General features: G+C 61.5%; 12 protein-coding genes. 10 read left to right on the top strand and 2 right to left on the bottom strand.

The annotated features are described in order from the left end of the window. Window positions 1-259 precede the first annotated feature (259 nt). Window positions 260-1,501 carry a transporter associated domain-containing protein gene (locus tag EGJ27_RS09270; protein WP_125830429.1) on the bottom strand — a complete coding sequence of 414 codons (1,242 nt, stop codon included), beginning with the start codon at window positions 1,499-1,501 and terminating at the stop codon, window positions 260-262. Window positions 1,502-1,513: 12 nt separating this feature from the next. Beyond that, window positions 1,514-2,326 carry an inner membrane protein YpjD gene (locus tag EGJ27_RS09265; RefSeq protein ID WP_125830428.1) on the bottom strand — a complete coding sequence of 271 codons (813 nt, stop codon included), beginning with the start codon at window positions 2,324-2,326 and terminating at the stop codon, window positions 1,514-1,516. 210 nt (window positions 2,327-2,536) lie between these two features. Here EGJ27_RS09265 and ffh point away from each other — a divergent pair, with 210 nt between their 5' ends. The 10 genes from ffh (at window position 2,537) to EGJ27_RS09215 (ending at window position 14,649) form a co-directional block, all read left to right on the top strand. Beyond that, on the top strand, window positions 2,537-3,913 hold the full coding sequence (ffh, locus tag EGJ27_RS09260; RefSeq protein WP_125830427.1) for a signal recognition particle protein: 1,377 nt from the start codon (window positions 2,537-2,539) through the stop codon (window positions 3,911-3,913). Between the two features lie 245 nt (window positions 3,914-4,158). Further along, complete coding sequence (rpsP, locus tag EGJ27_RS09255) at window positions 4,159-4,416, top strand: 30S ribosomal protein S16 (protein WP_024685933.1); 258 nt, start codon at window positions 4,159-4,161, stop codon at window positions 4,414-4,416. A 5-nt stretch (window positions 4,417-4,421) separates the two neighbouring features. Next, window positions 4,422-4,961: a ribosome maturation factor RimM gene (rimM, locus tag EGJ27_RS09250; RefSeq protein ID WP_125830426.1), complete on the top strand. Its 540-nt coding sequence runs from the start codon at window positions 4,422-4,424 to the stop codon at window positions 4,959-4,961. Between the two features lie 5 nt (window positions 4,962-4,966). After that, entirely contained in the window at window positions 4,967-5,719 is a 753-nt protein-coding gene (trmD, locus tag EGJ27_RS09245) for a tRNA (guanosine(37)-N1)-methyltransferase TrmD (protein ID WP_125830425.1), read from the top strand. Between the two features lie 44 nt (window positions 5,720-5,763). After that, complete coding sequence (rplS, locus tag EGJ27_RS09240) at window positions 5,764-6,114, top strand: 50S ribosomal protein L19 (protein ID WP_027902605.1); 351 nt, start codon at window positions 5,764-5,766, stop codon at window positions 6,112-6,114. A 97-nt stretch (window positions 6,115-6,211) separates the two neighbouring features. Beyond that, window positions 6,212-7,108, top strand: a complete 897-nt coding sequence (xerD, locus tag EGJ27_RS09235) for a site-specific tyrosine recombinase XerD (protein ID WP_125830424.1) — start codon at window positions 6,212-6,214, stop codon at window positions 7,106-7,108. Window positions 7,109-7,253: 145 nt separating this feature from the next. Continuing rightward, window positions 7,254-7,994 carry a bifunctional protein-disulfide isomerase/oxidoreductase DsbC gene (gene dsbC, locus EGJ27_RS09230; RefSeq protein WP_125830423.1) on the top strand — a complete coding sequence of 247 codons (741 nt, stop codon included), beginning with the start codon at window positions 7,254-7,256 and terminating at the stop codon, window positions 7,992-7,994. A 79-nt stretch (window positions 7,995-8,073) separates the two neighbouring features. After that, a complete protein-coding gene (locus EGJ27_RS09225) occupies window positions 8,074-9,378 on the top strand; it encodes a homoserine dehydrogenase (RefSeq protein WP_125830422.1) in 1,305 nt (434 codons plus the stop codon). A 116-nt stretch (window positions 9,379-9,494) separates the two neighbouring features. After that, complete coding sequence (gene thrC, locus EGJ27_RS09220; RefSeq protein WP_125830421.1) at window positions 9,495-10,904, top strand: threonine synthase; 1,410 nt, start codon at window positions 9,495-9,497, stop codon at window positions 10,902-10,904. A 154-nt stretch (window positions 10,905-11,058) separates the two neighbouring features. Beyond that, window positions 11,059-14,649 (top strand): ATP-binding protein, encoded by a 3,591-nt coding sequence (locus tag EGJ27_RS09215; RefSeq protein ID WP_125830420.1) that lies wholly within the window; start codon window positions 11,059-11,061, stop codon window positions 14,647-14,649. Window positions 14,650-14,660 lie beyond the last annotated feature (11 nt).

Below are 14,660 nucleotides of genomic sequence, written 5' to 3'. Positions count from 1 at the left end.
TGCTCGGCGTCGCATGACGCGGCAAGGCCTCGTTATTGTGATTGTGTCCGGGAGTGCAGCACTGAGCAGGATAGCCCGGTAGGGCAAAGACGACGGCGTCGCTGGGGATAAGGCGCGCCGGTCGGGAGAAACGGGGCTTCAGGCTGACCGGCCACCTACGCTCGGTGCGGGTAGCACGCGTGATGGCTGGGCTGGGTAAGCCTGCGAAGTATAGGAACGCATCGGCCGCCACCACAAGAGGCCGGTGGCGTGCGTGGGGTCAGTTGAAAACCAGGTTCGAAGCGTTCTGCCACATCAGCACACGCTTGACGCGGTTGTCTTCGGTTTCCAGGATTTCCAGGCGGTACGGTCCGATCTTCAGGCATACCGGCGCCTCGGGAATGGTCTCCAGGGCTTCGGTGACCAGCCCGTTCAGGGTCTTGGGGCCATCCGAAGGCAGGCGCCAGCCCAGGCATTTGTTCAGGTCGCGGATCGACGCCGCGCCCTCGACTTCAAGGCGGCCATCTTCCTGGCGGGTGATATGCGGATTATCCAGCGCCTGTTCGCTCTCGAATTCGCCGACGATTTCTTCGAGGATGTCTTCCAGGGTCACGATTCCCAGCACTTCGCCGTATTCATCCACCACCACGCCAAGGCGCCGCTGTTGCTTGTGGAAATTGAGCAGTTGCAGTTGCAGAGGCGTGCTTTCCGGGACGAAGTAGGGTTCGTAGCAGACCGCGAGCAATTGTTCCTTGGTCAGCTCGCCGCGCGGCAGCAGATGGCTGATGTCGCGGGTGTTGAGGATGCCCTGCACCTGATTGATATCGTTGTGGTAGACCGGCAGCCGGGTATGGCGCGAAACGATCAGGCGATCGATGATCAGCGCGATGGGATCGTCCAGATTGACGCCGTCCACTTCACTGCGCGGGATCAGGATGTCATTGACCGTGATGCTGTCCAGCGCCTGGATGCCGGACAGTACGTTGGCGCGCGGGTGATATTCGTTGACACCGTCAGTGTGCGGTTGCGGATGGTCGACAGGGTCGTGGTCTGGCGAGGCCGACTTGCCGGGCAGGAACGGTCGCAGCAAGCCCTTGGCGACCGAGTCCAGTGCCCAGGCCAGCGGCCAGAGCAGTTTCATCGGCAGGCGCAGGATGGTGTTGCCGAGCATCAGGGTTGCTTCGGGGTAACGGGTGGCCAGGCGTCGTGGGAGGTACTCGACGAACACCAGCAGGATCGCGGCGCTGCCGACCCAGGCCAGGGTCGGGCCGTTGTACAGCCAGTAATCGATGGCCACCAGGGTCGCGATCACCGTGATCAGCACCGTGACCAGCGTGGTGGCCAGGACCAGGCAGCGAGGCTCGAAACTCAGTTCGGGGAAGGTGGCGGCTTCCTGGGGGTGGCGGCCGGCGCGCAGCACCTTGACCTGGGCGTGGGCGATTTCCACCGCCCTGAACAGCCCCGACCAGAGTATCAGCAGGGTCAGCACACCGAGCAGCGGGCCGATGGGCAGGTTATCCATGATCGAAGCCCGTTAAATATGCAGGATGAATTCGCGTACCAGCTTGCTGCCGAAATAGGCCAGCATCAGCAGGCAGAAACCGCCCAGGGTCCAGCGGATGGCCTTGTGCCCGCGCCAGCCGAGGCGATTGCGCCCCCACAGCAGCACGCTGAACACCACCCACGCCAGGCAGGCCAGCAGGGTCTTGTGTACCAGGTGCTGGGCGAACAGGTTCTCGACGAACAGCCAGCCGGACAGCAACGACAGCGACAACAGGATCCAGCCGGCCCAGAGAAACCCGAACAGCAGGCTTTCCATGGTTTGCAGCGGCGGGAAATTCTTGATCAGTCCTGAAGGATGCTTGTGCTTGAGCTGGTGATCCTGCACCAGCAGCAGCAAGGCCTGGAACACCGCGATGGTGAACATGCCATAGGCTAGCAGCGACAGCAGGATATGGCTGAGAATGCCGGGCTCTTCCATGATCGGCTGCACCGTACCGCTGGGCACGAACTGCGCCAGCAGGGCGGTGATGGCGCCGAGGGGGAACAGCAGCACCAGCAGATTTTCCACCGGGATGCGGGCCGTGGCGATCAGTGTCACGACAATCACCGATACGGCGATCAGGCTGGCCGAGTTGAAGAAGTCCAGGCCAAGGCCGGCGGGGCGCGCCAGTTGCGAGAAAAGCCCCACGGCGTGGGCGATGACCGCCAGCGCACCAAGCAGACAAAGCAGCCGCTTGTCGGGTTTGGCGGGCTGGCTCAGGCGGACGCCCTGATAGACGGTCGCAGCGGCATAGAGACTGGCGGCGGCGAGGCTGGGAAGCAGGCTGGGTGGCAAAGGGAACATAGATCCTGATGAACGGGCCTGAAAAGACGCTGAGTTTGGCATAGAACCGACATTCCACGAAAGACCACAGAAGCAGTCAGCGTGGTGTCCGTACCGCGGAGTCTTCGCTATAATCCGCGACCTGCTCAAGCCGCAGGCTCGTCGAGCGCCATTTTATTGCGGGCCGGGCCGCACCAACCGGGGTTCTACCAGAGCCTGAAAGGATCGCGCATGTTTGAAAACCTGACAGACCGCCTCTCGCAGACGCTGCGCCATGTGACTGGCAAGGCGAAGCTGAACGAGGACAACATCAAAGACACCCTGCGCGAAGTGCGCATGGCTTTGCTTGAAGCCGACGTCGCTTTGCCGGTGGTCAAGGACTTCGTCAATAACGTCAAGGAACGTGCGGTCGGCACCGAGGTGTCGCGCAGCCTGACGCCGGGCCAGGCGTTCGTGAAGATCGTCCAGGCCGAACTCGAAAGCCTGATGGGCGCCGCCAACGAAGACCTGGTGCTGAATGTCACGCCGCCGGCGGTCGTGCTCATGGCCGGTCTGCAGGGCGCGGGTAAGACCACCACCGCCGGCAAGCTGGCGCGCTTCCTCAAGGAGCGCAAGAAGAAAACCGTGATGGTGGTATCGGTCGACGTCTACCGTCCGGCCGCCATCAAGCAGCTCGAAACCCTGGCCAACGATATCGGTGTGACGTTCTTCGCCTCCGATATCAGCCAGAAGCCGGTCGACATTGCCCGCGCTGCTATTAAAGAAGCGAAGCTCAAGTTCATCGATGTGGTGATCGTCGACACCGCCGGTCGTCTGCACATCGACGCCGAGATGATGACCGAGATCCAGGCGCTGCATGCCGAGGTCAAGCCGGCCGAGACGCTGTTCGTGGTCGACGCCATGACCGGTCAGGATGCCGCCAATACCGCCAAGGCCTTCGGCGATGCGCTGCCGTTGACCGGCGTGATCCTCACCAAGGTCGACGGTGATGCCCGTGGCGGTGCCGCACTGTCGGTCCGTGCCATCACCGGCAAGCCGATCAAGTTCATCGGCATGGGCGAGAAGAGCGAGGCGCTGGAGCCATTCCACCCGGATCGTATCGCGTCGCGCATCCTGGGCATGGGCGACGTGCTCAGCCTCATCGAGCAGGCCGAGCAGACCCTCGACAAGGAAAAAGCCGACAAGCTGGCGAAAAAGCTCAAGAAGGGCAAAGGCTTCGACCTCGAAGACTTCCGCGACCAGCTGCAACAGATGAAGAACATGGGCGGCCTTGGCGGCCTCATGGACAAGCTGCCGAGCATCGGGGGCGTCAACCTGTCGCAAATGGGTAACGCTCAGGGCGCTGCCGAGAAGCAGTTCAAGCAGATGGAAGCGATCATCAACTCCATGACCCCTGCCGAACGTCGCGACCCGGAGCTGATCAGCGGTTCGCGCAAGCGCCGCATCGCCATGGGCTCGGGCACCCAGGTGCAGGATATCGGGCGTCTGATCAAGCAGCACAAGCAGATGCAGAAAATGATGAAGAAGTTCTCCACCAAGGGTGGCATGGCAAAAATGATGCGCGGCATGGGTGGAATGCTCCCCGGCGGCGGCATGCCGAAGATGTGATTGCGTGGCGTGCGGGCTTTCCGCGCGCGACCCTTGCGCAGGGCAACCTGCGCTAAACCCGCGTTCTGCGGGTCTCCACTTGCTGTCGAAATGACAGCTTCCTTGCAAATCTGATGGCACGCCGGCGGTCGCCGGAAAAAGTCATTTGCAAAAGGCGGGATATTCCTTAGAATATGCGGCCTTTCGGGCACCTATGCCCGCTGTGCATCTTAGATTTGCAGCACCGACTACAGGAACGATGTTCAATGCTAACTATTCGTCTTGCCCTGGGCGGCTCCAAAAAGCGCCCGTTTTACCACCTGACCGTTACCGACAGCCGTAACGCTCGTGACGGTTCCCACAAGGAACAGGTTGGTTTCTTCAACCCGGTTGCTCGTGGTCAGGAAATCCGTCTGTCCGTGAACGAAGAGCGCGTCAACTACTGGTTGAGCGTTGGTGCTCAGACTTCCGAGCGCGTTGCCCAGCTGCTCAAAGAGCACAACAAGGCTAAGGCCGCGGCCTGAGTCTTATGAGCGCGACGCCAGCATCTGCCGACGATCTGATCGTCATTGGCAAGATTTACTCGGTTCATGGCGTTCGCGGCGAAGTAAAGGTCTTTTCCTTTACCGATCCGATTGGAAACCTGTTGGACTACAAAACCTGGACGCTTCGGCGCGAGGGCAGTGTCGACAAACAGGTGGAGCTGGTCAGCGGACGCTCGCAGAGCAAGTTCCTGGTCGCAAAGCTCAAAGGTCTCGATGATCGTGAAGAAGCGCGTCTTCTGTCCGGTTACGAAATCTGCGTGCCGCGCAACCTGTTCCCTGATCTGGACGATGGCGAGTACTACTGGTACCAGCTTGAAGGCCTCAAGGTCATTGACCAACTCGGGCAATTGCTCGGGAAGATCGATCACCTGCTCGAAACCGGTTCGAACGATGTAATGGTTGTAAAGCCCTGCGCGGGTAGCCTGGATGATCGCGAACGCCTGTTGCCCTATACGGAGCAATGCGTGTTGGTAGTCGACCTGGAAGCCGGCGAGATGAAGGTGGATTGGGATGCGGACTTCTGAATGCCATGGCCAGCCTACGCATAGAAGTCATCAGTTTGTTCCCGGAGATGTTCTCCGCCATCAGTGAATACGGCATTACCAGCCGTGCGGTGAAACAGGGGCTGATGCAGCTTACCTGTTGGAATCCGCGGGATTACACCACTGATCGCCATCACACTGTGGATGATCGCCCATTTGGCGGTGGTCCGGGCATGGTGATGAAGATCAAGCCCCTTGAAGATGCTCTGGTTCAGGCCAGGCAGGCGGCAGGGGATGCGGCGAAGGTGATTTACCTGTCGCCACAAGGCCGCAGGCTGGATCAGTCGGCGGTACGCGAACTGGCGAAAGAGGAAGCGATTATCCTCATTGCCGGTCGTTATGAAGGCATTGACGAGCGTTTTATTGATGCTCATGTCGATGAAGAGTGGTCGATTGGTGACTATGTATTGTCTGGCGGCGAGCTGCCGGCAATGGTGCTGATTGACGCGGTTACGCGACTGCTGCCTGGAGCTTTAGGGCATGTGGACTCCGCGGAGGAAGATTCCTTCACGGACGGTCTGCTGGATTGCCCGCACTACACCCGACCTGAGGTGTATGCGGATCAGCGTGTTCCCGACGTGTTGCTAAGTGGCAATCACGCGCACATCCGGCGTTGGCGTTTGCAGCAGTCCCTTGGGCGGACCTACGAACGACGCGCTGATCTTCTGGAAAGCCGCTCGCTTTCTGGAGAAGAGAAGAAGCTGCTGGCGGAATACATCCGCGAGCGGGACGATAGTTAACGTATCGATGGTTGATCCATACGGATTGCCTTAGGAGCACCAGCATGACTAACAAAATCATTCTTGCCCTCGAAGCAGAGCAGATGACCAAAGAGATCCCTACCTTTGCCCCGGGCGACACCGTTGTCGTTCAGGTAAAAGTAAAGGAAGGCGACCGCGCTCGTCTGCAAGCCTTTGAAGGTGTTGTAATCGCCAAGCGTAACCGTGGCGTGAACAGTGCGTTCACTGTTCGCAAAATCTCCAACGGCGTTGGCGTTGAGCGTACTTTCCAGACCTACAGCCCGCAAATCGACAGCCTGGCTGTGAAGCGTCGCGGTGACGTTCGCAAGGCCAAGCTGTACTACCTGCGTGACCTGTCCGGTAAAGCAGCTCGCATCAAGGAAAAACTGTCCTGATACAGTTTTTCGATGCAAAAAAAGCAGCCTGAGGGCTGCTTTTTTATTGCCTGCTGTTTGATGATTGATTCCCCGCTGTGACCCGAACCGAGTAACCATGCCTGCCATCGACCACCCTCTGATAGACCGCTTTCTGGATGCACTCTGGCTGGAAAAGGGTTTGTCCGATAACACGCGTGACGCCTACCGCAGCGACCTGGCGCTCTTTCACGGCTGGTTGCAGGAGCGCAACGTGGACCTGGCTGACGCCGGTCGCGACGCGATACTCGATCATCTGGCCTGGCGTGTGGATCAGGCCTACAAGCCGCGCTCCACGGCGCGCTTTCTCTCCGGTGCGCGGGGTTTCTACCGCTATCTGTTGCGCGAAAAGCTGATCGCGGTCGACCCGACCTTGCAGATCGACATGCCGCAACTGGGCAAGCCGCTGCCCAAGTCATTGTCGGAGGAGGATGTCGAGGCATTGTTGGCCGCGCCCGATCTGAGCGAGCCTATCGGCGAGCGTGATCGCGCCATGCTGGAAGTGCTGTACGCGTGCGGCCTGCGGGTGACCGAACTGATCAGCCTCACCCTGGAACAGGTCAATCTGCGCCAGGGTGTGCTGCGGGTGATGGGCAAGGGCAGCAAGGAGCGGCTGGTGCCCATGGGCGAGGAGGCCATCGTCTGGGTTGAGCGCTATCTACGCGGTGCCCGGGACGAGCTGTTGGGCGGCAGGCCCAGTGATGTGCTGTTCCCCAGCCTGCGCGGCGAGCAGATGACCCGCCAGACGTTCTGGCACCGGATCAAGCATCAGGCGGCGGTCGCCGGTATCGGCAAGGCGTTGTCGCCGCATACCCTGCGGCATGCATTCGCCACCCATCTGCTCAATCACGGCGCGGATCTTCGCGTGGTGCAGATGCTGTTGGGCCACAGTGATCTGTCGACCACTCAGATCTACACCCATGTCGCCCGCGCCCGGTTGCAGGAAATGCACGCCAGACACCATCCGCGCGGCTGATTTCCATCGTAAATTGCGCCGAGTCTTACGTCACTCCGGGTCGGTGTTACAGGGCTTATGTGATAGGCTTTGCCGGTTTCGCAGATCGAGACCGGCATCCTTCGTCCTGATCATTGCCGGTCTGTCCGCCGCTATAGGAGTTTCCATGCGTTTGCCCCAGATTTTCGCCGCTGCCATCGTCGCGCTGGCCGGCACCTTCAGTACCTTGGCCCTGGCCGCAGCGGCGCCTGAACAAGCCATCCGCAAGACCCTTGAATCGCTTCAGCTTGAAGTGCCGGTCGAAAGCATTGCCGCCAGTCCGCTCAACAACCTGTACGAAGTCAAGCTCAAGGGCGGCCGCGTCCTGTACGCCAGTGCCGACGGCCAGTTCGTCATGCAGGGCTACCTGTTCCAGATTCAGGACGGCAAGCCGGTCAATCTGACCGAGAAGACCGAACGCCAGGCCATTTCCAAGACCATCAACGCCATTCCGGCGGGTGAGATGGTGGTCTATCCGGCGGTGGGCGAAACCAAGTCGCACATCACCGTCTTCACCGACACGACCTGCCCGTACTGCCACAAGCTGCACGAGGAAGTCGCCCAACTGAACAAGATGGGTATCGAAGTCCGCTACCTGGCATTCCCGCGCCAGGGACTGGGTTCGGCAGGCGATCAGCAGTTGCAGGCGGTATGGTGCTCCAAGGACCGCAAGGCGGCCATGGACAGCATGACCGACGGCAAGGAAATCAAGGCGGCCAAGTGCGAGAACCCGGTCAGCAAGCAATTTGAAATGGGCCAGTCCATGGGCGTCAACGGCACGCCGGCGATCATCCTCGCCGATGGCCAGTTGATCCCCGGCTACCAGCCGGCCGCTCAGGTCGCCAGGCTCGCGCTCGGCGCCAAGTAACGACATTCGTTGTCGCACGCAGACGTGCGGCTGTTTTCACGGTCGATCCAGGGTCGGCCGTTTTACGGGGAGTACATCAGTGAAACCGGTCAAAGTAGGCATTTGTGGGCTGGGTACTGTCGGTGGCGGTACCTTCAACGTGCTTCAGCGTAACGCCGAAGAGATTGCCCGTCGTGCAGGGCGCGGAATTGAAGTCGCGCAGATTGCCGTTCGTACGCCAAACCCCAACTGCCAGATTACCGGTACCCCGACCACCGCGGACGTCTTCGCCGTGGCGACCAACCCCGAGATCGACATCGTCGTCGAGCTGATCGGTGGCTACACCGTCGCCCGTGAGCTGGTGCTCATGGCCATCGACAACGGCAAGCATGTCGTGACCGCCAACAAGGCGCTGATCGCCGTACACGGCAACGAGATCTTCGCCCGAGCGCGGGAGAAGGGCGTGATCGTGGCGTTCGAGGCGGCGGTCGCAGGTGGCATTCCGGTCATCAAGGCGATTCGCGAGGGGCTGTCGGCCAACCGCATCAACTGGGTAGCCGGGATCATCAACGGCACCGGCAACTTCATCCTTACCGAAATGCGTGAGAAGGGCCGGACCTTCCCGGACGTGCTGGCCGAAGCCCAGGCGCTGGGCTACGCCGAGGCCGATCCGACCTTCGACGTCGAAGGCATCGATGCCGCGCACAAGCTGACGATCCTGGCTTCCATTGCGTTCGGTATTCCGCTGCAGTTCGACAAAGCCTACACCGAAGGCATCACCAGGCTGACCACCGCCGACGTGAACTACGCCGAAGCGCTGGGCTACCGCATCAAGCACCTGGGCGTGGCGCGCAGCACCGACAAGGGTATCGAGTTGCGGGTTCACCCGACGCTGATCCCGGCCGACCGCCTGATCGCCAACGTCAATGGCGTGATGAATGCGGTCATGGTCAACGGTGATGCGTCCGGTTCGACCCTGTTCTACGGCGCCGGTGCCGGCATGGAGCCGACCGCTTCGTCGGTGGTCGCCGACCTGGTGGACGTGGTTCGCGCCATGACCTCCGATCCGGAAAACCGCGTGCCTCACCTGGCTTTCCAGCCCGATTCGCTGTCCGCGCACCCGATCCTGCCGATCGAAGCCTGCGAAAGCGCGTACTACCTGCGCATTCAGGCCAAGGACCACCCGGGCGTGCTGGCCCAGGTGGCGAGTATCCTGTCCGAGCGCGGTATCAACATAGAGTCGATCATGCAGAAGGAAGTCGAGGAACAGGACGGTCTGGTGCCGATGATCCTGTTGACGCACCGCGTGGTCGAGCAACGCATCAACGACGCGATCACGGCCCTGGAGGCCTTGCAGGACGTGGTTGGCCCGGTTGTGCGCATCCGCGTGGAACACCTGAATTAATCGATTAGCTGCAAGCGGTAAGCCGCAAGCGGCAAGTCAGAAGCCCCATCCGCTCTGACTTGCAGCCTGCAGCTTGTCACTTGAAGCTCAAACCACAGCCCAAAGGTTTGAAGAAAATGCGCTATATCAGTACCCGCGGCCAAGCGCCTGCATTGAATTTCGAAGACGTGCTGCTGACCGGCCTGGCCAGCGATGGCGGCCTGTATGTCCCGGAAAACCTGCCACGCTTCACCCAGGAAGAGATCGCGTCCTGGGCCGGCTTGCCGTATCACGAGCTGGCGTTCCGGGTGATGCGCCCGTTCGTCACCGGCAGCATTCCCGACGCCGACTTCAAGAAAATCCTCGAAGAAACCTATGGTGTGTTCACCCACAGCTCGGTGGCGCCACTGCGCCAGCTGGGCGGTAATGAATGGGTGATGGAGCTGTTCCACGGCCCGACCCTGGCGTTCAAGGATTTTGCGCTGCAACTGCTCGGTCGCCTGCTCGACTACGTGCTGGAAAAGCGCGGCGAGCGCGTGGTGATCATTGGCGCAACCTCCGGTGACACCGGCTCGGCGGCCATCGAAGGCTGCCGTCGTTGCGACAACGTCGACATCTTCATCCTGCACCCCAACAATCGAGTGTCGGACGTTCAACGCCGCCAGATGACCACCATCTTCGGCGACAACATCCACAACATCGCGGTGGAAGGCAACTTCGACGACTGCCAGGAAATGGTCAAGGCCAGCTTCGCTGACCAGGGCTTCCTGAAAGGCACGCGTCTGGTTGCGGTCAATTCGATCAACTGGGCGCGGATCATGGCCCAGATCGTCTACTACTTCCATGCCTCGCTGCAGCTCGGTGGCCCGGCACGCTCCGTAGCGTTCTCCGTGCCGACCGGCAACTTCGGCGACATTTTCGCCGGCTACCTGGCGCGCAACATGGGCCTGCCGATCAGCCAGCTGGTCGTGGCGACCAATCGCAATGACATCCTGCACCGCTTCATGAGCGGCAACCAGTACGTCAAGGAAACCCTGCACGCCACCCTGTCGCCGTCCATGGACATCATGGTGTCATCCAACTTCGAGCGTTTGCTGTTCGACATGCACGGTCGCAATGGCGCCGCCATCGCCGGGCTGATGGATACCTTCCGCCAGGGCGGCGGTTTCAGCGTCGAGGAAGATCGCTGGACCGAAACCCGCAAGCTGTTCGATTCCCTGGCGGTCAGCGACGAGCAGACCTGCGAAACCATTGCCGATGTGTTCGCGAAAACCGGCGAGCTGCTCGATCCGCACACCGCCATCGGCGTCAAGGCTGCGCGGGAATGCCGCCGCAGTCTGGACACACCGATGGTGGTGCTGGGCACCGCGCATCCGGTCAAGTTTCCGGAAGCGGTTCTCAAGGCAGGCGTCGGCAAGGCGCTGGAACTGCCGGTCCACCTGGCCGATCTGTTCGAGCGTGATGAGCGCTGCACTGTGCTGCCCAATGACCTGAAAGCCATCCAGGCCTTCGTCAGCCAGCACGGAAATCGCGGCAAACCGCTCTGACAGAATCGTTGTGTAACAACTTTAGGCCCGCCACTTGGCGGGCCTTCCCGTTCTGGCGTGCCACACTTCGGGCGTGACATTTCATACGAGTGGGTCAGTGGTTGTGAAGCAGGTAAGCACGCAGGACGGTGTCAGGAAGACCAGCACTTTGACGATGGAAAAGGCATGGCGTGCGACATGGCTGCTACTGCTGCTGTGCATCACTCAGCAGGCTTGGGCGGCATACAATCTGCCCTTCAAACTGGGCGCTCCCTTCATCTCGCTTCCCGACCTTGAGCTGGATCAGGCCGATCGCCGATGGCTCGATGAGCGCAAGGTCCTGCGGGTCGGCATCGCCATCGCCGACTACGAACCGATCGACATCACCAGTGACCGCAATCGCTACCAGGGCATCAGCGCCGATTACCTGAGCCTGATCGGTGACGCGCTGAACATGCCGATGCAGGTGGTGGGCTACATCAGGCGGGAAGAAGGCATCTCCGCGCTGCGTGACGGTGGCATCGACATTCTGACCAGCGCCAATGGTTTCGAGCGCGGCGTCACGGGCCTGGCGTATTCCACCGAGTACATGCCCGATCGCTCGGTGGTGGTCGGTCGTGGCGACGATCAGAGCATCCTGTCCAGGCTGACGGACAAGAAGGTTGTCTTGCTCGACGGCTACGCCGATTCATCGGTGGTCCACAGCGTCTACCCCAACAGCGAAGTGATCATCGCGCCGAACCTGCACAGTGCAATGGAAGCGCTCAGTCAGGGCGAGGTAGATGCCTTCATCGGCAACGAGGTGATCGTACGCTCCTACATTGCCTTGCGTCCTTACCTGGGTTTGCAGATCAAGTCGGAAAGCGCACTGCCGCCGGTGGGCTTTGCCTTTGCCGTGCGTAACGACGAGCAGCGTCTGCTGGGCCTGATCGATCAGGCGCTGGCGGGTCTGGATGCTTCGGTGCGTCGCGAGGTCATGGCGCGCTGGACCATCGGCCTGGGAGCCGATGTGGTCGGCCAGCGGCTGATGCTTTCGGGCGGTGAGCGGGCCTGGCTGCGTCGGCGCCCGGCGGTAACCATCGTGACGACCCAGCAACCGCCCTACATTTACAAGGACCGGAACGGCCACTGGGTCGGCCTGAACGTCGACATCGTGTCACGCATCTCGCGCATGACCGGCCTGCGGTTCACCTATACGGAGGCGCAGTCCACCGAAGCGTCCCTGAACATGTTGCGCAGCGGGGAAGGGGTGATGAACACCACCCTTGCCGAAAACGCAGAGCGCCGCGAGTTTCTGGATTTCACCTACTCGTTCGGCGGTAACAGTTGGGTGTTCGTGGTGCGGGCCGACGACACCTCCAGGGTGTCGTTGAGCACCCTGCGCGGCAAGGTGTTGGCGTTGCCGGCCAAACATGCACTGGAAGAATCGATCCGGCGTGAATACCCGCAGATACGACTGCGCCAGGTCGCCACTTACGACGATGCGCGCCGGTTGGTGGAAAGCGGTGAAGCCGACGCCACGATCCAGAACGAGACGGGCGCCTATCTGTATCCGTCGGGCGGCTTGAAAGTGGGACGCAGCGTGGACGGCAAATGGTCGCCGGACCGGTTTTCGGTGGTCAAATCCCAGCCCGAATTGCTGAGCATCCTGAACAAGGCGCTGGAAGAGTTCCCCGTGGCGGAGATGCGCTCCATCCGCATGAAATGGTTGGGAGCGGTGCTGCCGCAACCGTCGCTGTGGAGCCGAATCCCGCCGTGGGCCATTTGGGTGGTGGCGCTGGCCTTGCTGGTCGGGTTGGTGTCGCTGGTGTGGAGCAGCCGCCTCAAGGTGCAGATTCGCCAGCGGTTGAAGGCCGAGCAGCAGCTTAACGACCAGCTCGCATTCAAGCGCGCGCTACTCGATGGCATGCCGACGCCCATCTATGTACGCGACCTGCAGGGCCGGCTGATTTCCTGCAATCGCAGCTACGAAGAAAGCTTCGGGGTCAGCTTCGCGCAGATGCAAGGGCGGCGTTTGACCGATGTCGACGTCATCCCCCGGCCGGTCGCCGAACAGATGCATGCCGACTACCTGAGGCTGCTGGACGACGAGCGTCCGGTATTCGCCGACCGCACCATGGAACTGAACGGCAAGCGACTCGATGCCTGGCAATGGACCGTGCCGTTTTTTGCCGCCGACGGCCAGTTACAGGGACTGCTTGGCGGATGGGTCGATATCACTGAGCGCAAGCACCTGGAAATGCAGTTGGAGCAGGCGTTGCATGATGCCGATCAGGCCAACGAAGCCAAGAGTGCCTTTCTGGCCAGTATGAGTCATGAAATCCGCACTCCCATGGGCGCCATCATCGGCCTGCTGGAGCTTGAATGCGCGCAGGCACTGCAAGACGGCAAGACACCGCCCCATGGCTTGCAGGTGGCGCACAGGTCGGCGCAGCAGTTGGTCGCCCTGATCGGCGACAGCCTGGATCTGGCCAGGATCGAAGCGGGCGGCATGCAACTGGCGCTGGCCGTGACGCCGCTGCGCGACCTGCTGGAGGAAGTCGTCGAGCTGTTCTCGGCCCAGGCGCAGGAAAAGGGTCTGGGCCTGCGCCTGGATTTCGATGAGCAGGCAGCCGGCAACTATTGGCTGGATGCCATGCGCTTGCGCCAGGTGTTGCACAACCTGCTGGGCAACGCGATGAAGTTCACCGAACGCGGCTCTGTGACCCTGAGCGTTGCTGTCATCGAACGGGCTGACGAGACATCGCGGTTGCGATTGAGTGTGCGCGACACCGGCAGCGGGATCGAACCGGATCGCCAGCAGCAGGTGTTCCAGCCGTTCACCCAGGCCAGCGACAGCACCGCTGCGCGCTATGGGGGAACCGGGCTGGGCCTGAGCATCTCGCGGCAACTGGTGGAACTGATGAAAGGCGAACTCAGCCTGCTCAGCGAGCCGGGCCAAGGCACGGAAGTGGTCATCGTGCTGACGCTGGCACGGGTCACCCGCAGCCCATCCCGCGAGGATCCGCTCAAGCAACCGACGGCGGGGGTGCGAAGCCTGCGGTTGCTGGTGGTCGACGATCTGTCCGCCAACCGTCTGGTGCTGACCCGGCAACTGGAGTTCCTCGGCCATCAGGTGCATCCCGTGGACAGCGGCGAGGCGGCATTGCAGGCCTGGCGTGAACAGGATTTCGATGCGGTGATCACCGACTGCAACATGCCCGGCGTCACCGGCTACGCCTTGACCCAAGCCATCCGCGGGATCGAGGCGCAGGAGATGCGCGAGCACTGCCCGGTCATCGGCTGCACGGCCAACGCCATGAGCGACGAAGGGGATCGCTGCCGGCGTGCCGGGATGGATGGCTTGCTGATCAAACCCCTGTCGCTGGAACGCCTGGCCAATGAACTGGACGCGCTGGTCCGCGAGCGCCTGTTCGATATTCGCACCCTGCGGCGTATGACCCAGGCCAACGAAGAGCAGATGCAGCGCTTGCTGACCGAACTGTGGAAAAACCTGGGTGACGAGCGGGACACGTTACAGGCTGCCGTCGATGAGGTGGACTGGGCCACGCTCGGCGCCGCATTGCATCGCCTCAAGGGTGCCGCCTGCCTGGTGGATGCCGTGCCGCTGGCCAAGGCATGCGCCGCGCTGGCCGGCTGTGTCGGGCAGGAAGCCCAGGCCACGCTCGCCCGGCACTGGGCTGTGCTGGCGTCGGCCATCGCCGACCTGCTGGCCGACATCGAACCGCACCTGCACCACACGCCTCGGCGCCAGCTGCAGCGATAATCGCTTCGCGC

The sequence above is a fragment of the Pseudomonas sp. v388 genome (assembly GCF_003935425.1).
Taxonomy (GTDB): domain Bacteria; phylum Pseudomonadota; class Gammaproteobacteria; order Pseudomonadales; family Pseudomonadaceae; genus Aquipseudomonas.
This window is presented reverse-complemented; position numbering and strand designations above follow the sequence as displayed.

What these genes read in the sequence shown, in the direction of transcription:
- EGJ27_RS09270 (WP_125830429.1), bottom strand. Translation starts at nt 1,501, where the DNA reads ATGGATAACCTGCCCATCGGCCCGCTGCTCGGTGTGCTGACCCTGCTG.
- EGJ27_RS09265 (WP_125830428.1), bottom strand. Translation starts at nt 2,326, where the DNA reads ATGTTCCCTTTGCCACCCAGCCTGCTTCCCAGCCTCGCCGCCGCCAGT.
- ffh (WP_125830427.1), top strand. Translation starts at nt 2,537, where the DNA reads ATGTTTGAAAACCTGACAGACCGCCTCTCGCAGACGCTGCGCCATGTG.
- rpsP (WP_024685933.1), top strand. Translation starts at nt 4,159, where the DNA reads ATGCTAACTATTCGTCTTGCCCTGGGCGGCTCCAAAAAGCGCCCGTTT.
- rimM (WP_125830426.1), top strand. Translation starts at nt 4,422, where the DNA reads ATGAGCGCGACGCCAGCATCTGCCGACGATCTGATCGTCATTGGCAAG.
- trmD (WP_125830425.1), top strand. Translation starts at nt 4,967, where the DNA reads ATGGCCAGCCTACGCATAGAAGTCATCAGTTTGTTCCCGGAGATGTTC.
- rplS (WP_027902605.1), top strand. Translation starts at nt 5,764, where the DNA reads ATGACTAACAAAATCATTCTTGCCCTCGAAGCAGAGCAGATGACCAAA.
- xerD (WP_125830424.1), top strand. Translation starts at nt 6,212, where the DNA reads ATGCCTGCCATCGACCACCCTCTGATAGACCGCTTTCTGGATGCACTC.
- dsbC (WP_125830423.1), top strand. Translation starts at nt 7,254, where the DNA reads ATGCGTTTGCCCCAGATTTTCGCCGCTGCCATCGTCGCGCTGGCCGGC.
- thrC (WP_125830421.1), top strand. Translation starts at nt 9,495, where the DNA reads ATGCGCTATATCAGTACCCGCGGCCAAGCGCCTGCATTGAATTTCGAA.
- EGJ27_RS09215 (WP_125830420.1), top strand. Translation starts at nt 11,059, where the DNA reads ATGGAAAAGGCATGGCGTGCGACATGGCTGCTACTGCTGCTGTGCATC.